At 66.8% G+C, this 22,779-nt stretch carries 20 protein-coding genes and 1 pseudogene; 14 read left to right on the plus strand and 7 right to left on the minus strand.

Annotation, left to right across the window (positions count from 1 at the left end):
- Positions 1–187 precede the first annotated feature (187 nt).
- The 7 genes and pseudogenes from OKW52_RS15650 to OKW52_RS15680 all read left to right on the plus strand — a co-directional run bounded on the left by OKW52_RS15650 (position 188) and on the right by OKW52_RS15680 (position 10,360).
- Positions 188–1,332: pseudogene (locus OKW52_RS15650) on the plus strand (FIST N-terminal domain-containing protein).
- Positions 1,329–3,548 carry a hybrid sensor histidine kinase/response regulator gene (locus OKW52_RS15655; protein WP_264506535.1) on the plus strand — a complete coding sequence of 740 codons (2,220 nt, stop codon included), beginning with the start codon at positions 1,329–1,331 and terminating at the stop codon, positions 3,546–3,548. Before OKW52_RS15650 ends, OKW52_RS15655 begins: the two are co-directional and overlap by 4 nt.
- A gap of 93 nt (positions 3,549–3,641) precedes the next feature.
- Positions 3,642–4,571: an AAA family ATPase gene (locus tag OKW52_RS15660; protein ID WP_264506536.1), complete on the plus strand. Its 930-nt coding sequence runs from the start codon at positions 3,642–3,644 to the stop codon at positions 4,569–4,571.
- A 97-nt stretch (positions 4,572–4,668) separates the two neighbouring features.
- Positions 4,669–5,922 (plus strand): vWA domain-containing protein, encoded by a 1,254-nt coding sequence (locus OKW52_RS15665; protein ID WP_264506537.1) that lies wholly within the window; start codon positions 4,669–4,671, stop codon positions 5,920–5,922.
- A 424-nt stretch (positions 5,923–6,346) separates the two neighbouring features.
- Positions 6,347–8,188: an OmpA family protein gene (locus tag OKW52_RS23250; protein WP_319800478.1), complete on the plus strand. Its 1,842-nt coding sequence runs from the start codon at positions 6,347–6,349 to the stop codon at positions 8,186–8,188.
- 220 nt (positions 8,189–8,408) lie between these two features.
- Positions 8,409–9,371 carry an XdhC family protein gene (locus tag OKW52_RS15675; RefSeq protein ID WP_264506538.1) on the plus strand — a complete coding sequence of 321 codons (963 nt, stop codon included), beginning with the start codon at positions 8,409–8,411 and terminating at the stop codon, positions 9,369–9,371.
- Complete coding sequence (locus tag OKW52_RS15680) at positions 9,371–10,360, plus strand: molybdopterin-binding protein (protein ID WP_264506539.1); 990 nt, start codon at positions 9,371–9,373, stop codon at positions 10,358–10,360. The genes OKW52_RS15675 and OKW52_RS15680 overlap by 1 nt, the downstream gene beginning before the upstream one ends.
- A 153-nt stretch (positions 10,361–10,513) precedes the next feature.
- Here the strand turns inward: OKW52_RS15680 and OKW52_RS15685 are convergent, their stop codons facing one another.
- Entirely contained in the window at positions 10,514–11,011 is a 498-nt protein-coding gene (locus tag OKW52_RS15685; protein ID WP_264506540.1) for a YciE/YciF ferroxidase family protein, read from the minus strand.
- Between the two features lie 233 nt (positions 11,012–11,244).
- Here OKW52_RS15685 and OKW52_RS15690 point away from each other — a divergent pair, with 233 nt between their 5' ends.
- The 5 genes from OKW52_RS15690 (at position 11,245) to OKW52_RS15710 (ending at position 15,618) form a co-directional block, all read left to right on the plus strand.
- Positions 11,245–11,433: a DUF3008 family protein gene (locus OKW52_RS15690; RefSeq protein ID WP_264506541.1), complete on the plus strand. Its 189-nt coding sequence runs from the start codon at positions 11,245–11,247 to the stop codon at positions 11,431–11,433.
- 20 nt (positions 11,434–11,453) lie between these two features.
- Positions 11,454–11,813, plus strand: a complete 360-nt coding sequence (locus tag OKW52_RS15695; protein WP_264506542.1) for a hypothetical protein — start codon at positions 11,454–11,456, stop codon at positions 11,811–11,813.
- A gap of 135 nt (positions 11,814–11,948) precedes the next feature.
- Complete coding sequence (locus OKW52_RS15700) at positions 11,949–12,464, plus strand: 2Fe-2S iron-sulfur cluster-binding protein (protein ID WP_264506543.1); 516 nt, start codon at positions 11,949–11,951, stop codon at positions 12,462–12,464.
- The gene (locus tag OKW52_RS15705) at positions 12,461–13,435 is read left to right on the plus strand and encodes an FAD binding domain-containing protein (RefSeq protein WP_264506544.1); all 975 of its coding nucleotides are present in this window, start codon (positions 12,461–12,463) and stop codon (positions 13,433–13,435) included. The genes OKW52_RS15700 and OKW52_RS15705 overlap by 4 nt, the downstream gene beginning before the upstream one ends.
- Entirely contained in the window at positions 13,432–15,618 is a 2,187-nt protein-coding gene (locus OKW52_RS15710; protein WP_264506545.1) for a xanthine dehydrogenase family protein molybdopterin-binding subunit, read from the plus strand. Before OKW52_RS15705 ends, OKW52_RS15710 begins: the two co-directional genes overlap by 4 nt.
- Positions 15,619–15,630: 12 nt before the next feature.
- Here OKW52_RS15710 and OKW52_RS15715 read toward each other — a convergent pair whose 3' ends face one another.
- The 4 genes from OKW52_RS15715 to OKW52_RS15730 all read right to left on the minus strand — a co-directional run bounded on the left by OKW52_RS15715 (position 15,631) and on the right by OKW52_RS15730 (position 17,795).
- Complete coding sequence (locus OKW52_RS15715; protein ID WP_127107812.1) at positions 15,631–16,155, minus strand: sigma-70 family RNA polymerase sigma factor; 525 nt, start codon at positions 16,153–16,155, stop codon at positions 15,631–15,633.
- Between the two features lie 323 nt (positions 16,156–16,478).
- The gene (locus OKW52_RS15720; protein ID WP_264506546.1) at positions 16,479–16,637 is read right to left on the minus strand and encodes a hypothetical protein; all 159 of its coding nucleotides are present in this window, start codon (positions 16,635–16,637) and stop codon (positions 16,479–16,481) included.
- A 165-nt stretch (positions 16,638–16,802) separates the two neighbouring features.
- Entirely contained in the window at positions 16,803–17,390 is a 588-nt protein-coding gene (locus tag OKW52_RS15725; protein WP_264506547.1) for an exopolysaccharide biosynthesis protein, read from the minus strand.
- A 135-nt stretch (positions 17,391–17,525) separates the two neighbouring features.
- Entirely contained in the window at positions 17,526–17,795 is a 270-nt protein-coding gene (locus OKW52_RS15730; protein WP_264506548.1) for a hypothetical protein, read from the minus strand.
- Positions 17,796–18,001: 206 nt separating this feature from the next.
- Between OKW52_RS15730 and OKW52_RS15735 the strand changes: the two genes are divergently transcribed.
- Positions 18,002–19,222 carry an MFS transporter gene (locus OKW52_RS15735; protein ID WP_264506549.1) on the plus strand — a complete coding sequence of 407 codons (1,221 nt, stop codon included), beginning with the start codon at positions 18,002–18,004 and terminating at the stop codon, positions 19,220–19,222.
- Between the two features lie 84 nt (positions 19,223–19,306).
- Here OKW52_RS15735 and OKW52_RS15740 read toward each other — a convergent pair whose 3' ends face one another.
- Together OKW52_RS15740 and OKW52_RS15745 are read right to left on the minus strand one after the other, a co-directional pair.
- Positions 19,307–19,882, minus strand: a complete 576-nt coding sequence (locus OKW52_RS15740) for a response regulator (protein WP_264506550.1) — start codon at positions 19,880–19,882, stop codon at positions 19,307–19,309.
- A 217-nt stretch (positions 19,883–20,099) separates the two neighbouring features.
- On the minus strand, positions 20,100–20,450 hold the full coding sequence (locus OKW52_RS15745; protein WP_264506551.1) for a PRC-barrel domain-containing protein: 351 nt from the start codon (positions 20,448–20,450) through the stop codon (positions 20,100–20,102).
- A gap of 210 nt (positions 20,451–20,660) precedes the next feature.
- On the opposite strand from OKW52_RS15745, the gene OKW52_RS15750 reads away from it, so the two are divergent.
- A complete protein-coding gene (locus tag OKW52_RS15750; protein WP_264506552.1) occupies positions 20,661–22,769 on the plus strand; it encodes a catalase in 2,109 nt (702 codons plus the stop codon).
- Positions 22,770–22,779 lie beyond the last annotated feature (10 nt).

Consider the following 22,779-nt stretch of genomic DNA (forward strand, 5'->3'; position numbering starts at 1 on the left):
CTTTTTCTTTCACCCTGTCCCAAAGACTCACACCCACCACCCTCACCCGGCACAGCCTCACCCCTGAGGCACCGCGCGGGGGAACCCCGCGCCGGCGCGAGGGGGCTCGATGCCCCCGAGCGCCGGCCCCCGCTGGACAAGCCCACCCCTGCACCCTAGCCTGACAGCGCATCACCGGGAGGGCTCGATGCCGACAGAGGTTCTGCACGTTGCCGAATGCCCGGCGGACGACCCGCGCGCGGCACAAACCCTCGTGCGCGCCCTGCACCCCACCGGCTTTGCGCTGGTCGTGGTCTTCGTCTCCCCCTCGCCCCCGACCCCGCTGCGCTGATCCGCGATCTCTCGCAACGCCTCGCCCCCGCGCCGGTGATCGGCTGCACGACAGCCGGTGAGATCGGCGCGCAGGGCTATGCCGAGGGGCTGATCGTTGCCATCGGCTTTCCGGCGCAACATTTCGCCGCCGAAACGCTCCTGATCCCCGACCTTGCCCGCCTTGATGCCCAAGCCGCCATCGGCGACCTGATCCGCCTGCGCGGTGCTCTGGCGCAGGCCAACCCGGACCGCGAACATGAATTCGCCTTCCTGCTGGTCGACGGTCTGTCGGCAAAAGAGGACGAACTGGCCTCGGCCCTCGCCCCCGGCCTCGGGGCCACCCAGCTTTTCGGTGGCTCGGCGGCGGACGGGGTTCGGTTTCTTGAGACCTTCGTCTTCCACAACGGCACTGCCCTGCGCAACGCCGCCGTGGTCACCGCCCTGCGCACCGATTGCCCGGTCCGCGTCTTCCGCTTCGACCATTTCCAGCCCAGCGACACGCGCATGGTGGTCACCAGCGCCGATCCCTCGCGCCGCCGCGTGCAAAGCATCAACGCCGCCCCCGCCGCGCAGGAATACGCGCGCCTTCTGGGCAAAGACCCGCACCAGCTGACCCCTTTCACCTTCGCCGCCCATCCCGTCGTGGTGCGTGTCGGCGGGCGGCATCACGTGCGCTCGATCCGGCAGATGGACGAGAACGGCGATCTGATCTTTTTCTCGGCGATCGACGAGGGGCTGGTGCTGACGCTGGCCGAGCCGATGGATATGGTTGACCACCTGTCGCGCTCGCTGGGCAGCCTGACCACTCATGCCGCACCCCGCGCGATCCTCGGCTGCGACTGCATCCTGCGGCGGATCGAGGCACAGGAGAAACAGCTGTCCGGCCAGATCTCGACCCTGCTCCGCCTGCATAACGTCACAGGCTTTTCGACCTATGGCGAACAGCTCAACGCCATGCATGTGAACCAGACGCTCACCGGCGTCGCCCTCTATGCCCCGCCTGCCAAAGCCCGACCATGAGCCCCACCCGCACGGCCCAGACCCTGCTCAACCCCGCCGACCCGGTCGAGCGCCAGAACGAAAAGCTCCTACGCATCGTCGAGGTGCTGATGCGCCGCGTCGAGCAAGGCACCGACCTGTCCGGCGCCGCCTATGCCCAGTTCGAGCGCGCCGCGATGCTGGAAGATCAGGTCCGCGCCCGCACCCGTGAGCTGGAAGCGGCCCTCGATCTGCTCAACGAGTCGAACGCCCGCCTCGCCTTGGCCAGCCGCGAGGCCGAGGCAACCCGGCGCAACCTCTCGGACGCCATCGAGACCGTGCAGGAAGGCTTCGGCCTCTTCGGTCCCGATGACATCCTCGTCATGAGCAATTCGCGCTTTGGCCTGCAGTTGCAGGACATCCGGCCCGGTCTGGTCCCCGGTCTCAGCTTTGCCGGGTATGTGGATCTGGTCAGCAGCTCGGGCCAGCTGTCGCTGCCCGAGGGCGTCAGCCAGCAGGACTGGGCGCTTCACCGCCTGCAACGCCACCGCGAGAACAGCACCGTGTTCATCGTCGCGCTCAAGGGCGACCGCTGGTTGCAGGTGTCCGAGCATCGCACCGGCGACGGCGGCACGGTGATCCTGCAGACCGACGTCACCGACATCATCCGCGCCGAGCGCAAAGCGCGCGGCCAGTTGCTCGACGATCAGGCCCGCGTCATCCGCGCCACGCTGGACCATATCACCCAAGGCGTGTGCATCTTTGATCCCGAAGCCCGGCTGATCGGCTGGAACGCCCGCGCCGCCGAACTGCTCGCCGTCAGCCGCACCCGGTTCCGCCCCGGTCTGGCCTTTGACGACCTGGTCGAGCGCCTCAACGAACGCCTGCGCCCCGGCGAAGAAACCCGCATCATCGGTCTGCGCGACTGGGTTGCCAGCCCCTCGCCCCGCGCCGCTCTGCGGTTCGAGGTCACGCGCAGCGGCGATGTGGTGCTGGATGCCTTCGCGCAGGAAATGCCCGACCGGGGTTTCGTGATCTCCTTCACCGACATCACCACCGAACGCCGCGCCATCGCCGCCCTGAGCCGCGCCAACGAGACGCTGGAGGTCCGCGTCGCCGCGCGCACACTCGAGCTGCGGGACGCGCTGGCGCAGGCCGAACGCGCCAACGCCGCCCGCTCGCGCTTTGTCGCCGCTGCCAGCCATGACCTGTTGCAACCGCTGTCCGCCGCCAAGTTATTTCTGGCGTCGATGGAGGATGAATCCCTCAACCCCCGCGCCATGGACGCGCTGTGCAAAACCCGCTCGGCGTTGCAATCGGTCGAGACCCTGCTCGACGCCCTCCTCGACATCTCGCGCCTCGAAAGTGGCCGCCTCAGCGTGTCGCCACAGCCGGTGATGCTCGCCACGCTGCTGGCCCGTCTGGCAGAAGAATTCGGCCCCATCGCCCAGGAACGCGGCCTGTCCCTGCGGCTGCGGCCGACCGATACGGTGGTGATCTCGGACCCCACGTGGCTGCGCCGTATCCTGCAGAACCTGATCGGCAACGCCCTGCGCTACACCGCGCGCGGCGGCGTGCTGGTCGGCGTGCGGCAGGGCGCGGCGGGCTTGCGGGTCGAGATTACCGATACCGGCCCGGGGATCCCGGAATCCGAGCGCGAGGCGATCTTCCGCGAGTTTCACCGCCTCAACGCCCGCGCGTCGGCATCCGAGGGCATGGGCCTCGGCCTCGCCATTGTCGAACGCGCCGCCGCCCTGCTCGGCCATGCCGTCACGCTGGATTCCCATGTCGGCCAGGGCTCGCGCTTCGTGCTCCACCTTGGCCCCACCGCCGACAGCGCCCCGCCCGGCCCCGTCGCCGACCGCGCCCCCCGCCCCGATCTGCCGCAGGATCTGATCGGCCTTCTCGTCGCCGAAGACGCCGACATGCGGCGCGCGCTGGCGCATCTGCTCGAAGGCTGGGGCGTCAATGTCTTTGATGTCCCCGACGCGGCCGAGGCGCTCTCGCTGCTCGATGAAACCGGCCTCGCCCCCGATTTCGTGCTGATCGACACCCGCCCCGGGGCCGAGGACGCGGGGCTCGCCCTCATCCGCGACCTCACCACCCGCTACGGCCCGCTGCACGCAAGGATGCTCGCCACGTCACGCGCCGAACCCCTGCGCCTGCGCGCCATCCGCGCGGGCGCGCCCCTGCTCTACAAACCCGTCGATACCGGCCTTCTGCAACGCTTCATTGCCGGGGCGCGCCGGTCCGGCTGACCCTGTGCTTTGGTCGCACCCGCCCCTCACAGCGCTTGACCTTGGCCCCACGCCCACCCAGCATGCCCCCGGATCAGCCTGAGAGGAACCGGCGTGAGCCAGACCACGATTGCCAGCATCGACGATGTGCAAACCCTGCTCGCCTCGCAGAACTACGTCTGCGGCCGCCCGCTGGCGACGGTGGGGTTTCTGGCGCTCAAGCTGGGCCGTCCGCTGTTTCTCGAGGGCGAGGCGGGCACCGGCAAGACCGAGATCGCCAAGGCCATCGCCACCGGGCTGGGCCGCCGCCTGATCCGGCTGCAATGCTATGAAGGCCTCGATGCCTCCTCGGCGGTCTATGAATGGAACTTCGCGGCGCAGATGGTCGCCATCCGCACCGCCGAAGCCCACCCAGCCACGTCGGGCACCGCCACCGACCGCGCCGCGCTCAAGGATGAGTTGTTCGGCCCCGACTACCTGATCGAGCGCCCGCTCCTGCAAGCCATGCGCCCGCAACCCGGCGGCGCGCCGGTGCTGCTGATCGACGAGATCGACCGTACCGATGAACCTTTCGAGGCCTTCCTGCTCGAAGCCCTCAGCGATTTTCAGGTCACCATCCCCGAACTCGGCACCATCACCGCGCCCGAGCCGCCCATTGTCATCCTCACCTCGAACCGCACGCGCGAGGTTCACGATGCCCTCAAACGCCGCTGCCTCTATCACTGGGTCGACTATCCCGATTTCGCCCGCGAGATCGCGATCCTGCGCGCCCGCGTGCCGCAAGCCGCCGACAGCCTCAGCCGCGAAATCGTCGCCTTTGTCCAGCGCCTGCGCGGAGAGGATCTGTTCAAGAAACCCGGCGTGGCCGAGACCATCGACTGGGCCAAATGCCTGCTTGCGCTCGACGTGATCAGCCTCAGCCCCGAGGTCATCGCCGACACACTCGGCGCGATCCTCAAATACCAGGACGACATCGCCCGCATTCAGGGCTCCGAGGCGAAGAAAATCCTCGACGAGGCGCGCAAATCGCTCGCCCCGGCATGACCCGCGCCCGACGCGCCCTTTCATCTTGCCCCAAATACGCGACGGGGGTCCGGGGGTGTCAAACCCCCGGCGCGCGCCACGGGCGGGCCGCCCGGTAATGCAGTACCCCGACCTCCCCCTGCCCGAAAACCCCAAGCTGGTCGAAAACCTCACCCATTTCGCCCGCGCCCTGCGCAAGGCCGGGTTGCCGGTGGGACCGGGCCGGGTGATGACCGCGATCGAGGCGGTCGAGGTCGCCGGGTTTACCGCCAAGTCTGATTTCTACTGGACCCTGCACGCCGTCTTCGTCTCCCGGCCCGAGGAACGGCAGGTTTTCAACCAGATCTTCCGCCTCTTCTGGCGCGACCCGCGCTATATGGAGCACATGATGGCGCTCTTGCTGCCCACGGTGCAGGGCGCGCAGGATGACACGCCCGCCGCGCCGGGGACCAAACGCGCGGCGCAGGCGCTGCTGGACGGGGTGATCGAGCCGCCACCCCCGCCCCCCGAGGACGCGGAAACCACCGAGATCGAGATCGACTCGACGCAGACCGCCTCGACCGAGGAACGCCTGCGCCGGCTCGATTTCGAGCAGATGTCAGCCGAGGAAGTCGCACAGGCCAAGCGGATGCTGGCCCGCCTCTCGCTGCCGGTCAAACCGCTGAAAACCCGCCGTCTGGGCGCGGATCCCACCGGCCTGCGCGCCGACTGGCGGCGCACCCTGCGCGCCTCGATCCGCACGGGTGGCGAGATCAACACCATCGTCCGGCGCAGCCCCGGCACGCGTTGGCCCGCCCTGGTGGTGCTGTGCGATATCTCCGGCTCGATGTCGGATTATTCCCGCATGGTCCTGCATTTCGTCCATGCCGTCGCCAACCGTCAGGGTCAGGGCTGGGCCCGCGTCCACGCCTTCACCTTCGGCACCCGCCTGACCAACATCACCCGCCACCTGCGGGCCAAGGATGCCGACGCCGCGCTCAATGCGGCGGGTCACGAGGCGCAGGACTGGCAGGGCGGCACGCGGATCGGCGCCTGCCTGCACGACTTCAACCGCGACTGGTCGCGCCGGGTGCTGGGTCAGGGCGCGGTGGTGCTTTTGATCACCGACGGGCTGGAACGCGACGACCCCGCGCTGCTGGCGCATGAGATGGAGCGCCTGCACCTGTCGGCCAAGCGGTTGATCTGGCTCAACCCGCTCTTGCGTTGGGACGGGTTCGCACCGCGCGCGCAGGGTATCCGCGCGATGCTGCCCCATGTCGACACCTTCCGCGCCAGTCACTCGGTCGCGTCGTTGCAGGCGCTGGCGCAGGCGCTGTCCGACCCGCGCGACCACGGCGAAAAGGCGCGGCTGATGGCCCTGTTGACCCGCTAGGTTTTCGCGCAGTGCCTAAATTGCACGCAGCAGACCGGCACTCTTCAGAGAAATTTCAGACGTTGCGCTAAAGATGTGACGGATTGACACATATTCGTGCGCAGATCTTGGACTTCGCCGGCTAAGCGCATAGGTGAGCGTCAGAGCCGGGATCCTCCCTCCCTGGCTCTCCCCGGGCCCTCCCCCGGGTGGTAGAGTGGCCGCCGCGCGTCCTCCCCGTCGCGGCGGCCCCAAACCCCCAAACACCCGTTTTTCCGCCATTGTGTGGCGCGGTCACGTTAAGATGACCTTGCGCTAAATCTTAGGTATTTCAGTCTGTTAGGCTCCGCCCGGCCCCCTCGTTGGCGGCGCGACTGACGAAACTGCGGAACGTTTCCGACGCAGCGGCCGTTTCCTTTCCAACACAGGATGAGTCGGAGTCCCCATGAAACGCAGTCTGTCCACCACCACCGCCCTCGTCACCAGCTTCGCGCTGGCTGTCCCCATCACCTTTCCGCTGAGCGCGCAGGAAGTCTCTGGCAGTGCCGAGGCCTCCGGCTTTGTGTGTGATGACTCGTTGAGCGCCGAGCAGTGCGCCGCGGCTGAAGCCGACGCGCAGGCGCAGGCTCAAGGCGGTCAGGAAGAGGGTGTGCTGGAATCGATCGGTGACGCGGCCAATGGCGCGCTCGAAAGCGCCAGCGACGCCCTCGGCGGGCTGTTGGGCGGCGCTGAAGAAACCGCCGATGACGCGGTGGATGCGACCGGCGAGGCTGTCGGAAACGCTGCAGAGACCACGGGCGACGCCGTCGATTCCGCGGCTGAAGTCACGCAAGACGCCGCTGAAGCGACTGGCGACGCGGTTGACGAGGCGGCCACAGCCACCGGCGACGCGGTTGAGCCCGCGGTCGACGCGACCGAAAACGCTGCCGAGGGCGCGGTCACCACCGCCGAAGATCTGGCGCAGCAGCTTGAGAACCAGTCGGAAACCGACGGCGCTGAGGCTGACGTAGAGGCCGATGTCGCGGTCCAGCCCGAGGCGCAGCCCGAGACCGCCCCCGCCAGCGGCGATGACACCGTTGTCTCGGCCGAAGGCGATGAAGCTCCGGCCACCACCCCCGCTGAAACGCAAGAGCAAGCCCAGACCGAAGCGCCCCCGGCCGCCGACCCTGCCGCTGAAGCCCAAGGCGATCTGATCGTTGACGGCCCGTCCGAGGCGGCGATGGAAGCCGCGACAGGCCAGGCCGAAGAAAGCATGGCCACGTCGGGCGACGCTACCGTGGCGGATGAGGTGACCGAAACCGTTACCGAAGAAAACGCCCGCAGCTCGGATCAGGATTTCGCCCCGGCGCAATCCAACGCCCAGGCCGATGCGCAGGCGAATGCTGAAGACGACAACGACACCCGCTTCCTGCAAGGCGCGCTGCTGGGCGCTGCCGGGGCGCTGGTGGTCGGTGCGTTGCTCAACGGCAACCGTGAGGTGGTCAGCACCGCCCCCGACCGCGTTGTCGTGCGTGACCAGAACGGCAACCTGCAAGTGCTGCGCGACGATGACGCGATCCTGCGCCAGCCCGGTGCCGAAGTCGTCACGCGCAATTACACGGACGGCTCGGCCCAGACCGTCGTCACCCAGCGTGACGGCAGCCAGATCATCACCGTCCGCAGCGCCGAAGGCCGCGTGATCAAGCGGGTCGTGGTGGCGACCAACGGCACCGAAACGGTGCTGTTCGACGACACCGTGCAATATGACCCGGTTGACGTAAGCGCCCTGCCCGAGCCGGTCCGCAACACCGCCCCGCAGGTTGACCCCAACAACGAGGAGGCCCTGCGCGCCGCGCTGATGCAGCAAAGCGCCGTGGGTCGTCGCTTCTCGCTGAATCAGGTGCGCCAGATCGACCGCGTGCGCTATCTGGCCGCGTCGGTGCAGGTGGAGAACATCACCTTCGCCACCGGCTCGGCTGCCATCTCGCCGACCGAAGCGCAGGATCTGCTGGCCCTGGGTGAGCTGATGACCGGCCTCATTCAGGACAATCCCAACGAGGTCTTCCTGATCGAGGGTCACACCGACGCCATCGGCAGCGCCGTGTCCAACCTGACGCTCAGCGACCGCCGCGCGGAATCGGTTGCCCGGGCGCTGACGGAATACTTCGGCGTCTCGCCTGCCAACATGGTGCTGCAAGGCTATGGCGAAAGCGATCTGCGGGTCACCACGCAAGAGGCCGAGCGCGCCAACCGTCGCGTCGTCGTGCGCCGCATCACGCCGCTGCTGCAGGTCACGCAGGCCAACTGAGCCGCCTGAAACATCCGCCCCGGCACCCCAGCGGTGCCGGGGCTTTTTGCTGCGCTGCGGGGATGTCCCATCAGGGGACAGCATCGTGGATCGTTTGTTTTCAGCGCCTTGATCGCCGCTGTTAACCCATTCTTAACCCCGCCTGCCGTGCTGCGCCCGCCGAACGTCGCACTGGCATTCTGCTGCGCGTGGCCTCATATTACCGGCGGGAGGACCCGCCATGCAGCATGACCGTATCCCTGAAATCGCTCTGGACTGGCATCGTGAGGGCCGCGGCGCCGCGCTGGCCACGGTGATCGAGACCTGGGGCTCGGCCCCGCGCCAACCCGGCTCGCAACTGGCGATTTCCGGCGGGGGTGAGATCATGGGCTCGGTCTCGGGCGGCTGCGTCGAGGGGGCGGTCGTGGTCGAGGCGCTTGAGGCGCTCGCCGATGGCAAACCCCGTCTGCTGACCTTTGGCGTCACCGATGAGACCGCGTTTTCCGTTGGTCTGGCCTGCGGCGGCACGATCCGCGTGCTGGTTGAACCGATCGGCAAGGCGATGCCGGTCGCCATGCTGGAAGACGTGGTCGAGGCCCGCGCGGCACGCAAGCCGCTGGCCTATGGCGTGGCGATCGAGAGCTGGGAACGCCGGCTCCTTGGCCCCGACGACTTGCCCGACCGCTTTCGCAGCGACCGCTCGGGGATGGAGGACTCAGGCGAGTTCATCGCCCTTTTCAACCCGCCCCTGCGCCTGCTGATCGTCGGCGCGGTCCATATCGCCCAAGCGCTTGTTCCGATGGCGAAACTGGCGGGCTACGACCCGGTTCTGATCGACCCCCGCGACGCTTTCGCCAGTGCCGAGCGCTTCCCCGATACCCTGATCCGCCACGACTGGCCCGATGAGGGGCTGCGGACCGAGGGGCTGGACATGCGCACCGCCGTGGTCACGCTGACCCATGACACCAAGCTCGACGATCCGGCGATCATCGAGGCGTTGACGTCGGACGCCTTCTACATCGGCTGCCTCGGCTCGACCCGCACCCATGCCAAACGGCTGGACCGGCTGCGCGACGCCGGGATCACCGACGCGCAGATTGACCGCATCCACGCCCCCGTCGGCCTGAACATCGGCGCGAAATCCCCTGCTGAGATCGCGGTGTCGGTACTGGCGCAGATCACCCAAGTGCTGCGGCAGGCGTAATGGAGTTCGGTCCGGTTCCGCTGGATCAGGCGCTGGGTGCAGTGTTGGCGCATTCCGTGCCGCTGGCGCGCGGACGGCTGAAAAAGGGCAAGGTGCTGGAGGCGGCGGATCTGGTCGCGCTGGCGGAAACCGGGCGCGACAGCGTGATCGCCGCGCGCCTCTCGCCTGCCGACATGGGCGAAGACGCCGCAGCCTTGGCGGTGGCACAGGCGCTGATTGCCGGGGCTGAGGGGCTGACCCTGCAGATCGTCGGCACCGGGCGGGTGAATGTGCTGGCGACCGGGCCGGGACTGGCGCGCATCGCTGCCGATCAGGTCCATGCGGTCAATGCCGCCGACCCGGCGATCACGCTGGCCACGGTGGCCGAGTGGCAGCGCATGGAGCCGGGCGGCATGGTCGCCACCGTTAAGATCATCGCTTATGGGCTTGATAAGGCATCCGTTTCCAAAGCCTGTGCGGTCGGCAGGTCAGCGCTGTCGCTCGCAGCCCCGGCGCTGAAAAACGCCGTGATGATCGAAACCACGGTCGGCAAGGGTCTGGGCGACAAGGGCCACCGCGTGACCGAGGCGCGGCTCGCGCGGCTCGGTGTCAGCCTCGCGCCCGAATGCCTCGTCCCGCATGAGGAAGCCGCGCTGGCGCAGGCGCTTGCACAGGCCGCGGGTGATCTGATCCTGATCCTGACCGCCTCGGCCACCTCCGATATCCGCGACGTCGCCCCCTCGGCCCTGCGCCGCGCGGGCGGGACGGTGGCGCATTTCGGCATGCCGGTCGATCCGGGCAACCTGTTGTTCCTCGGCACCCTCGGCGCGCGCCCGGTTGTCGGCCTGCCCGGCTGCGCGCGCTCCCCGGCGCTGAACGGGGCCGACTGGGTGCTGGAACGGCTGATCTGCGGCGTGCCGGTCAGCGGCGCGGATATCCGCCGGATGGGCGTCGGCGGTCTGCTCAAGGATATCCCGACGCGCCCGCGCCCGCGCAGTGATCCCGGTTAACAAACCCTTAACGCCCAACTTTATGCCGGAAATATCCTGGGGGGTGAATGCGCGGCACGCGCAGAGGGGGCTAGCCCCCCTCCGCCTCGTTTCATCCCGATGCCGGAAGGCTGCAGGCGCAAAGCCGCGCACCTGCAGCGTTTTTTCAAACCCCTAGCCTGCCGCGACCGCTTCCCGGTTCGCGCCATCCTCGGCGATGCCGGTCAGGGTCTTGTCGGCCTTCATCTCTTCAGCCAGCGTTTCATCGAAAAGCGCCACCACCGCGCTGGGGTACAGCTCGACCGCCCATTGGCGCAGCGCACCATACCGCGCGATCTCGTAATGCTCGACCGCCTGCGCCGCGGCGATGAGCCCGGCGTCCATGGCAGGCGAGTCCTTGAAGGACGACAGATGCTCCTCGCCTTCCTCGATGATCCCGTCGATCGCCGGGCAGGTCTTGCCGCGTGCCGCCTTGCCAAGATGCTCGAACACTTTTTGCAAGCGCTCGACATGGGTTTCGGTCTCTTCGCGGTGGTCTTCGAATGCCGTGCGAAGCTCGGGCGATTGCGCCCCGCGCGCCATCTTGGGCAGCGCCTTCAGGATGCGCCGCTCGGCATAGTAGATATCGCGCAGCGTGTCGTAGAAAAGGGTTTCAAGGGTCTTGTCGGCCATGGGAAGTCTCCTAGGTGAAACGTCTGCTCCGGGGGCCCTCAGGCCCGCGCCGACACAACAGGGCTGACGCCCGGATGTTCCCGCCGTGTCTCACTTCCGCCTGCTGTCAGGGCGGACAGAACGCGGGTCGAAGGGCCTGCGCGCTGACAACGGATTGCGGGCCGCGCCGGGAACATTGCGCGCCGCTGGTTGGTTGACCCGGTATCCAACCTCTTTTTCACAAGGAGCCAGCCATGCCCGCCCAGTCAAAAGCCCAGCAGAAAGCCGCCGGAATGGCGCTGTCAGCCAAGCGCGGCGAGACGCCGAAAAGCGAGTTGAAGGGAGCCGCGAAGGAGATGGTCGAGTCGATGACCGAAGCCGAGCTTGAGGATTTCGCCACCGGCGCGCGCAAGGGAAAGCCCGAGCACAAGGCTAAGTCGTAACACGCCATCGGAGGCCGAGCATGACCACCCCGGACAACGATCCACAAGCGCCAGGCCCTGCGTCATCGGGCCCTGCCTCGTCGGGCCCTGCCGACGCCAGCCGGTTGCGCGACGCGATCGACCGCGGCGGTACCGGCGACAAGGTCGCGTTCAGCGATCCCGCCGCCGCACCGCTGGGAACCGATGACGAGGCGGCGGGCACCCCGCCCACGCCGCAGCAGGTCCGCACGGCGCGTTTGCACGAAGCCGGGCGCGCACAGCCCAAAGCCCACAAGCCGACACCCGCCGAGATCAACGGTGGCGTGCGGTGGTGGACGGCAGCCGTGGTTATCCTCGTCGCGTTGGCCGTCCTGGTGGCGGCGTGGGCGCTGATCGGCTGACACCGCCCCTGTTGCATCCGGGCCGCAAGCGCGCCCAGGGAGGGAACATTCCCAGGCCTGCGCTGTTGCCCTTGTATGGACCTCGCAACAGGAGCACCCGATGCCCTTAGCCACCCTCAGCCCCGCGCTGCAGCCATGAAGCTGTCGTTCAGTGTGAATGGAACCCCCCGGACGCTGGATCTGGACCCGCGCGTCACCTTGCTGGACGCGCTGCGCGAGCAGTTGCAGCTGACAGGCAGCAAGAAAGGCTGCGACCATGGGCAATGCGGGGCCTGTACGGTGATCGTCGGCGGGCGGCGGATCAACGCCTGCCTGAGCCTTGCAGTGATGCATGAGGGCGATGAGATCACCACCGTTGAGGGGCTTTCCGGCGATGGCCTGTCCGCGCTGCAACAGGCGTTCATCGCGCATGACGGCTTCCAGTGTGGCTATTGCACGCCGGGGCAGTTGTGCTCGGCGCAGGCGATGCTGGATGAAGTGGCCGCAGGCTGGCCCAGCCACGTGACCGAAGATCTGACGGCCCCCGCTGAACTGAGCCGTGCAGAACTGGCGGAACGGATGAGCGGCAACCTGTGCCGCTGCGCGTGCTATCCCGGCATCAACGCGGCGATCCTGCAGGCGGCGGGCACAAAGGCGGGGGGACCGGCATGAGACCCTTCGACTACAGCCGCGCCGCCGATGCCGACACCGCCTGCACTGCGGCCTGCGCGCCGGATGCCGCGTTTGTCGCGGGCGGCACCAACCTGATCGACCTGATGAAGCTTGAGGTGCTTGCGCCCAGCGCGCTGATCGACATCGGCCATCTGGGGCTGGACCGGATCGAGGAACAGGGTGACGACCTGCGCATCGGGGCGACGCTGACCAACGCAGAACTGGCAGCGGATCACCGCGTGCGTCGGCGCTGGCCGGTGTTGTCGCGCGCCCTGCTTGCCGGGGCCTCGGGCCAGCTGCGCAACAAGGCCACCACCGGGGGTAACCTGCTGCAACGCACGCGCTGTCCGTATTTCTACGATACCGACACCGCCTGCAACAAACGCAGCCCCGGGACGGGGTGCAGCGCCATCGGCGGCGAGCAGCGCAATCATGCCATTCTGGGCACGTCCGAGGATTGCATTGCCCTGCACGCCAGCGACATGGCGGTGGCGCTGCGCGCATTGGATGCGAAGGTCGAGGTGCGCACCGCCGGGGGCAGTCACCGCCGGATCGACCTTGCCGATCTGTACCGCCTTCCGGGCACCACGCCGCATATCGAGACCTGTCTCGCGCCCGGCGATCTGATCACGGCGGTGCATCTGCCCGCCGCGCGCGGTGACCGGCAGCAGTATCGCAAGGTGCGCGACCGGGCCTCGTACGCCTTTGCGCTGGTCTCGGTTGCGGCGGTTGTCGGCATGAAGAACGGACGGATCGACCATATCGCGCTGGCCTTCGGCGGGCTCGGCACGCAGCCATGGCGCGACCCTGACATCGAGGCGCTGCTGACCGGAGAAGTCCCCAGACCGGCCCTGTTCGAGAGGGCCGCCGAGACGTTGATGCGCGAGGCCAAGCCGCAGGGCGGCACGGCTTTCAAGGTGGCTCTGGGCAAACGGGTGCTCAAAGCGGTGCTGACGGAGGTGACGACATGAGCGTCGAGATGAAGATTGACGGTCCTGAGCAGGCGCAAGGCGATCAGACCGGGGCGCAGGCTGTGCTGGGACACGAGTCCGACCGGCCCGAGGGTGGCCTGAAGGTCACCGGTGCCGCCCCCTACGCCGCAGAGCCCTGCCCGCCGGGCATGGCGCATGGCTTTCTGGTCCGCGCACCCGGCTTGGGCAAGGTGCGGCTGACGAACCTTGAGGTGGTGCAGGGCATGGCCGGTGTGCTGACCATCCTGCGCGACGACAGGATGATCCGAAACGCCGCGCAGGGCACCAGCGAAAGCGCGCCGGTGCAGGGCGTCGATCAGGCCGACTATGTTGGCCAGCCCATCGCGCTGGTCGTGGCCGAGAGTTTCGAGCAGGCCCGCCATGCGGCGCTTGCCCTGCGTGTCGAAACCGCCGGGGGCGCTCTGGTGGTGAACCCGCAGGATGCGGTGGCCACGGATGACGACATCGACGAAACCGCGCAGGGGGATCTGGAGCGCGCCTTTGCCAGCAGCGTTCACCGGATCGACCAGACCTATAGCACGCCCTCCCTTATCTCGGCGGCAATGGAGCCGCATGCGGCGCTGGCCGAGTGGGATGGCGACAGGCTGGTGCTGCGTGCGTCGTTGCAGATGCTCAAATACAGCCGCACCGAGATTGCCGATTGTGTCGGGATCGCGCCCGAGGATGTCCGGGTGCTGGCCCCCTATGTCGGCGGCGGCTTTGGCTCGAAACTTGGCATTTGCGCCGAAGCGGTTGCGGCGGCGCTTGCCGCGCGCCAGCTTGGCCGGCCGGTGCGGGTGGTTCAGCACCGCCGGCAGGTGTTCGAGATGAACACAAGGCGCTCGGAAACCAGCCAGCGCATCCGGCTTTGCAGCGATGAGAACGGGCAGCTCACCGGGATTGGCCATCAGGCGCTTGTGTCAAACCTGCCGGGAGAGGATTTCGCCGAGCCCGTGCTTCAGGCCACCCATTTCGCCTATGCCGCGCCGAACCGTTTGCTGCGCCGCGCGGTGGTCCGCCTGCACCGTCCCGCTGCCGGATCGGTGCGCGCACCGGGCGAGGCCGTCGGCGTGACCGCCTTCGAGATCGCGATGGACGAGCTGGCCTGTGCTGCCGGGATCGACCCCGTGGCGCTGAGGCTGCGCAATATTCCCCGCGATGACCCCGAAAGCGGCCTGCCCTTCTCGTCGCACCGGCTGGCGGAGTGCCTGACGGATGGGAGCCGCCGCTTTGGCTGGTCCAAGCGCCCCACCGCCCCGCGTCAGCAGCGCGAGGGGGACTGGTGGATCGGCACGGGCATGGCCGCCGCGTTCCGGGTCAATTCGCTGATGGAAGCCGAGGCGCGGGTGGTGCTGTCCGCGCAGGGCGTCAGGGTGGAAACCGACATGACCGATATCGGCACGGGCAGCTACGCCATCCTCGGCCAGATCGCAGCCGAGCGGCTGGGCCACCCTTTGAGCCGGACGGAAGTGATCCTTGGTGACACGGATCTGCCGCCCTCCTCGGGCTCGGGCGGGTCGTTCGGGGCGGCATCGACCGGAACGGCGGTGTGGCTGGCCTGCGAGGAGCTGCGCCGCGTGCTTGCCGGCAGGATGGGCTGTGACATGGCGGATCTGACGCTCAAGGACGGCTATGCGCTGTGCGACAACCGGCGCCGCGCGATTGCGGAGCTGCTGGACGGCACGCCCGTCACCGGCCATGGGCATGTCCGGCCCGGCGCGGCGCGCGACAAGGTTCGTCAGGCGACGACCGGCGCGCATTTCGCCGAAGTTGCGGTCAGCGACGTGACCGGTGAGGTGCGCGTGCGCCGCCTTGCCGGAACCTATGCCGCCGGGCGCATCCTGAACCCGCGCACCGCGCGTTCGCAATGCCATGGCGGCATGACCTGGGGCATCGGCATGGCACTGACCGAGGCCCTGATCCACGACCGCCGCGACGGCCATGTGGTGAACCGCGACTTCGAGGCCTTCCATCTGCCGGTCAACGCCGATGTCCCCGCGCTTGATGTCGCCTTTGTCGAGGACCGCGACGACTGGCTGGGCCCGCTGCGCGCCAAGGGTCTGGGCGAGTTGAGCATTTGCGGCGCGGCGGCGGCGGTGATCAACGCGGTCCACCACGCCTGCGGTGTCCGCGTGCGGGATCTTCCCGCCACGCCGGACCGTGTGCTTGAGGGGTTGGTGTAAGGGCTGCGGCGCTTACAGCTCTTTGTCGCCGAGGTCCGCGATGATCATCGCGCGGGCCCGGTTGACCCGGCTTTTCACCGTACCGATGGCCACGTCGCAGATCTCGGCGCTGCTTTCGTAGCTTTCGCCCAGCATTACCACCAGAATGAACATCTCGCGGTAATGCAGCGGCAGGCGATCAACAGCCCGCAGCACTTCGTTGCCGCGGATTGCCCATTCCTGCGTTGGCGGCGTCGAGGCCTTGTCCGCGACGCAATCCGCCTCGCCGGGGCTTTCGCGCATGGCCTTGACGCGGGCATTGTAAAACGTGTTGCGCATGATGGTGAACAGCCAGGCGCGCAGATTGGTGCCATGGCGGAATTTGTGCTTGTGGCGGATCGCCTTGAGAAGCGTCTCCTGCACCAGATCGTCCGCCTCGGCGACATTGCGGGTCAGGGTGCGGGCGAACGCACGCAGGGCCGGGATCCATTCAAGGGTCAGATCCGGGTCCAGCGGCTGGTTCCTTTCCTCGAATTCCTCACGCTTTTCTTGCCGCATCGGCCCGCTTCTCCCTTGGCGCTTGATGAAGCGCACCGCCCCCGGACGGTTTTCGCTGCCAGACGATGGTGAAACGGCCTCACGGCGATACGGACATCGCGAAGGGAAGGCATCCGCGCCACGCAGCGCCGCGTTTCCCTGTGCCCGTGGCGTTCTTGGTACTGGCAGCACCCTCAGACACAACGCTGTCAGCGCTGTGGCGGTTCCACGGCGACGGTGTCTGTCTACAACTTTTTGGCTAGTTGGCGTTCAGCCATACCCGAAGGCTGCCTGCACAGCGCGGGTTGCGTCGGGCCAAAGCCGGGCCAGAGCCCGGTCAGCGATCAGGACCGGCCCTGGCGCAGCAGTTGCTGAAGCTCCGTCGCCAGCTTCAGAAGCCGCTCTGGCGTTTCCTCGCGCTCGATCTCGGCCAGATGTTTCCTGAGGGAAGCGTTTATTTGCGCATCAGCCTTTGCACCGGTCGCCTTGTCGTCCTCGCTCATGCTCTGGACCCTTTGCCGTCTTTTTCTGTCTGCGCCCGATACGCCGGAATGCCGCGTCTGGATCATAAAAACCATGGCAAGACAAGTGTACCATGATTTGCGGAGGTGTTCGACGATGGCTGTGAGGCTTCCTTTGCGGCGACGTCCGACACCGCGTTCCCCGGCCTAGCCGCTGAAACCGAGGTACACGGCCACCGGCACCACAGCGAGCAGCAGCGCCGACAGGATGACCAGCAAACCATCGCGGGTCAGCAGACCTGCGGCGCAGAGCGCGATTGCCGCCGCCGCAATCGAGCCGGAGGCCGGCACCAGTTCCATGAACGGCATGAAGAGCGTAAGCACCGCGATCAGCGACAAGGGCAGCCAGATCCACGGGCGGCGACACAGAAAGGTCAGCCGCGCCTTGAGCAGGCCTTCGACTTTGGCAGTCGGGCGTCGCACCGCCCGTAATCCCTTGCTCAGCATCGCGCGGCTGATTTCCTGACGGGTGATGATCTGCGGCAGCCAGACCCGGTCGCGATGCGCCATCATCTGCACCGCCAGCAGGAAGACGGTAACGGCGACCAGCGTTGTCACCCCCGGTATCGCGCTGGCCGGTGAGACGGCGATCAACGAAAAGATCAAAATCAGGGCAGGAAACGACTTTGCGCCCAAGGTTTCAACGATGTGCTCGACGCTTACCCTGTCGCCGTCGAGTGACGTTTCCAAGGTCTCCAGAACCTCCGACAGCCGCTGGTCTGCTTGCCTGGTCACGCGCAGGCCTCCTTTCTCTTCGCCACGAACGCTGCAGGGCAGGCAACACAAAGCGCAGCGCTCTGTTCCCGAGCGACCGCCACCCAGGCGGAAAGCGCGCCTGCTCCAGCGATTGATCCACCTGATGTCAGCAGGTTACGTCTTTTCCCGCGAATGGCGCACCAGCGCCAGAATGTCTTCCATTTCGGCGGCGCGGGTCATGCCCCCCAACGCGGCGGGGACACCCGCGATGCTCACGGCGCTGGGATCTTCCTGACCATCGGGGGCCATCGAGGTCTGAACCAGCCAGTCGCAGAGCGTCTGACACGCCGCGTCGGGCAACAGCGCCGCCATGCGCGCCACCACCGATTGCAAGGCTGCGACGCGGGTTCGCAGCGCCTGAAGCTCCATTTCTTGTGGTGTCATTGCGACCCTCCGGTGTTTTCTGGTAGCTGTTGCGAAGATCAACGCGTCCGGGCGTGATCGGGTTGCGTGCGCGCGCCCGGACGATCCCCACGCCCACCGACGCATCGGCGGCGACCGGAACAATACCACAGCTGGGCCGTTGACCCCGAACGCTCTGGCGGAAGCCGGGGTCTTGCCACGCAGAAAACGGAGCAACGACAGGTCTCGTGACACGCAACTTCATGCCCTTGGTGGCCCTCTTCGCGGGCACAGCCCTTTTGCTTTTCGCCGGTGGCATCAACGGGTTGATCCTGCCGATTCGCGGTGACGCCGAGGGTTTCAGCGCCACGTCGCTGGGGCTGCTGGGCACCGGCTGGGCCGTGGGCTATGTCGGCGGCTGCATGCTTACGCCGCGGCTGGTGGCGCGGGTCGGCCACATCAGAACCTTCGGCGCGATGTGCGCGCTGGCCGCCATCGCGGTGCTGGTGTCGCTGCTGGTGATCTCGTCGACCGTGTGGATACCGGTGCGCGCCGTGTCCGGCTTTTGTTTTGCCGGGGCGGCGATGATCGCGGAAAGCTGGCTGAACGAGAAAGCCGACGCGCGATCGCGCGGGCGGATCTTTGGCATTTACACGATGGTGAACCTTGCCGCGGCGACGGCGGGGCAGATGGTGCTGACGCTGGGCGACGCGTCGGGGATCTTCTTTTTCGTGCTGGCCGCCATTGTCTATTGCCTGGCGCTGCTGCCGACGGCCATCGGCGCGACCACCAGCCCGACCCCGCTGACCGAGGTCAAGCTGGACGTCTTCAGCCTGTGGGCCAACTCGCCGGTGGCGGTGTTTGCCGTGTTGATGGTGGGGATCTCGAATTCAGCCTTCGGGACGCTGGCGGCGGTCTACGCGGGCCGGGTCGGCTTTTCGCTGGGCGACATCGCGCTGTTTGCCAGCATCCCGATCCTGTCGGGGGCGCTGGCGCAGATCCCCGTGGGCATCGCATCGGACCGCTTTGACCGCCGGCACGTGCTGCTGGTCATTTCGGTGCTCGCCGTGGTGACGGATCTGTGTTTCCTGACCATCGGCAGCACCGATCCGACGCTGTTGCTGATCCTGTCGGGCTTTTTCGGCGCGACGGTGTTCGTCATGTATCCGGTGATCGTGGCCCATGCCAACGACCATGCTGCCCCCGGAACCTTCATTCAGGTCAGCGGCGGGTTGTTGCTGGTGTCGGGCATCGGCTCGATCGTCGGGCCGACGGTCGCGGGGATTGCCATGGCGTCGATCAGTGCCGCCGCCCTGTTCCTTGTCACCGGCATCTGCCACGTGTTCATCATTCTGTTCACGCTATACCGGCTCAAGATTTCTGCGGCCCCCACGGACAAGGGCAGCTTTCAGGCATCCCCGATGTCGCGGGGTTTGACGCCCGAAACCATTGCCCTCGCCGCCGAGTAAGCCCATGGGAAAGCGACGTCCCCACGCGGCACTCGCCCGGGTGGCACTGGCCTGCGCGCCTGTGGCTTGAACGAGAAAGCGCGGTCAGTTCAGATGGCGCGGGTAATCGTTGCGGATTTCCTGATCCAGCAAATCGTGCAGCCAGAATGCCATCCGGTCGCGGCGACGGGTCTCGATATCGGCCAGCGCGCGATGCAGGACGGATTCGACGATCCGCTCTGCCGCCGTGGTGTCGCTGATCCGCTGCCGGGCGCTGGCGAGCAGGTCGCGCACCAGGGTTTTAGCGGGTTCAGCGCCGGATCTTTCAAGGCTATGCGACAGCGAGGTCAGGAATTCGGTGCGCAGCGCGTTCAGCAACGCCGGAACGCCGATCGGCTTTGAATACAGCTCGATATGGGTATGGCGTTGCGGCAGTGTCACTTTTTTCAAGCCTGACACAAAGATGAAGGGAATACCGGCCAAGGCCAGCAGATCGGCCATCTCAAAACATTGATCGGCCCCGATCCAGATATCCAGAATAGCGGCATCCGCCTGCGATAGATGGCGGGCAGCTTGGGTCAGGGACGGAAACGGCCCGACGACGCTTTCACCGCACGCCCGGATCTCGCGCGCCATATCGCTGGCACTGTGGTGCTTGTTTTCCACGATCATGATCCGCACGCTGGACTACCCCTGCCTTCCTTTTGACTGTCTGTGTCGCGAACCAACGCCCAAAGCCGTTGTGCAGTTCCCCTGCCCCTGCGCAGCGCGGTGGGTCGCGGTGGGTTCTGGGCGCTGATCTGGAAAAAAACAAACCCCGGATCGCCAGCGATCCGGGGTCGTGGAGTGTGAAACCGGCAAAGCCCTCAGACACAGGCCGCCGGTCAAACGCGGTTGGTCAGATCCAGTACGGGGCGATCCCGTAGGCGCGGTGGGTGTTTTCTTCCCACGCACGGTCACCGTGCCATTCGCGGGCGGGCGTCGGTGCATCGTTCAACTGCTGCTCGGTGATGTTGGTGCGAAACCCGCCAAGCCCGGTGTCATAGGTCAGCGTGTTCCACGGCACGGGGCGTTCCGAGCCGCCGATGCCCAGAATGCCGCCAAAGGACATGATCGCGTAGGCGACCTTGCCGGATACCTTGTCAATCATCACCCGGTCGATGCTGCCCACCTTGCTGTCGTCTGCGCCATAGACAGCCGTGCCGGTGACGTCCGAGGCGGCAACGAGAGTCGCGTTGTGCGTAGCCATTGGTTTCTCCTTCTGAAGTTGAAACGCCGGTTGAAGCGTCGAGGGTAAAACAACCGTCTCGGCCCGATGTTCCCGCCCAAAGCACCGCAATGCGCGACACCGGCAAAGAACCGTCGCCCGCTGCGGGAACATATCGCGCGGCTTGCGGTTTCGAGGTCCGAGCGCGGCGCTCACGCATCCCCGCGTCAGCCCCCCAAACGGAGACACACGATGACCGACGAACCGCTCTATCGCCCGACCAGCGACAGCCAGACCGGCACCGATACCGTGGACCATCCGGTCCAGCGCGGCGACGGCGTTGAGCTGCATCAGCGCCCCGACGGTGACACGCCCCGCCTGACCACCGCGCAGGGGGTTCCGGTTGCCGATGACCAGAACAGCCTGAAAGCCGGGGCGCGCGGGCCGACGCTGATGGAAGATTTCCATTTCCGCGAAAAGATCTTTCACTTCGACCACGAGCGCATCCCCGAGCGCGTGGTCCATGCCCGTGGCTATGGCGCGCACGGCTATCTTGAAGTGACCGAGGCAATCCCCGAGCTGACCGCCGCAAGCCTGTTTCAGAAGAAAGGCAACCGCGTTCCCGCTTTCGTGCGGTTCTCGACCGTGGCGGGCAACAAGGGCTCGGCCGATCTGGCCCGCGACGTGCGCGGCTTTGCGGTCAAGCTTTACACCGATGAGGGCAACTGGGACATCGTCGGCAACAACATCCCGGTGTTCTTCATTCAGGACGCGCTGAAATTCCCCGACCTGATCCATTCGGTCAAGGCGGCCCCCGACCGGGGCTTTCCACAGGCGCAATCGGCGCATGACAATTTCTGGGACTTCATCTCGTTGATGCCCGAAGCGATGCACATGGTGATGTGGACGATGTCCGACCGCGCCATCCCCCGCTCGTTCCGGTTCATGGAGGGGTTTGGCGTCCACACTTTCCGTTTCGTCAACGCCGAGGGTCAGGGCTGTTTCGTCAAGTTCCACTGGAAGCCCAAGCAGGGCCTGCAATCGGTCGTCTGGGACGAGGCGGTCAAGATCATGGGGGCCGATCCCGACTTCCACCGCCGCGATCTGTGGCAGGCCATTCAGAACGGCGATTTTCCCGAATGGGAACTGGGGGTGCAGGTTTTTGACGACGCCTTCGCCGATGACTTCGAATTCGACGTGCTGGACGCGACCAAGCTGATCCCCGAAGAACAGGTGCCGGTGCGCATCGTCGCGCGGCTGGTGCTGGACCGCATGGTCGACAACTTCTTTGCCGAGACCGAGCAGGTCGCCTTTTGCACCCAGAACATCGTGCGCGGCATTGATTTCACCAATGACCCGCTGCTGCAGGGCCGCAACTTCAGCTATCTGGACACGCAGATCAAACGGCTGGGCGGGCCGAACTTCACCCATATCCCGATCAACGCGCCGAAATGCCCGTTCCACCATTTCCAGCAAGACGGCCACATGGCGATGCATAACCCCAAGGGTCGCGCCAATTACGAGCCGAACTCATGGGCGCAAGGCGGGCCGCGCGCCGATCCCGACGCCGGTTTCCGCTCATTGGCAGAGCCGATGGCGGGCGACAAGCGGCGGGTGCGGGCCGAGGATTTCGCCGATCACTACAGTCAGGCGCGGCAGTTCTACCGCAGCCAGACCGCTGTCGAGCAAGAGCATATCGCGTCGGCCCTGACCTTCGAGCTGTCGAAAGTCGAAACGCCCGAGATCCGCGAGCGGGTGGTGTCGCATCTGCCCAATATCGACACCGATCTGGCGAAGGCGGTGGCCAAGGGTCTGGGGCTGACCAAGATGCCCAAGGCGCAGAAACCGGCCAAGGAGCCGATCGACCTGCCGGTTTCCGACAAGCTGTCGATCCACAAGAACCAGCGCGCCAACTTCAAGGGCCGCAAGCTGGGGCTGCTGGTCAGTGACGGGGCCGATGCCGCGCTGGTCGAGGCGCTGACCAAACCGGTCAAGGCTGCGGGCGGTCTGGTCGAGGTGGTCGCGCCGGTGATCGCCGGGGTCACGCTGTCCGATGGCACCCTACTGGCGGCGCAACAGAAGGTCGATGGCGGGCCGTCGGTTCTCTATGACGCGGTGGCTGTGGTGGTCACGGCAAAGGGTGCCACGCAGTTTGCCGCGATGCATCCGGCGAAAGCCTTTGTCGCGGATGCCTATGCGCATGCCAAGTTCATCGCCTATTCACCCGAGGCCGAGACGCTGTTCGATGCCGCCGGCGTCCCGCAGCGCGGCGACGGCATGGTGTCGCTGGACGCAGCGGACGAGGCCAAGGCGTTCCTTGACGCCTGCAAGGCGCTGCGGTTCTGGGATCGCGTGGCCTGACCGCCTTTGC

Origin of the sequence: Pararhodobacter zhoushanensis, from assembly GCF_025949695.1 — a bacterium.
Classification (GTDB): domain Bacteria; phylum Pseudomonadota; class Alphaproteobacteria; order Rhodobacterales; family Rhodobacteraceae; genus Pararhodobacter; species Pararhodobacter zhoushanensis_A.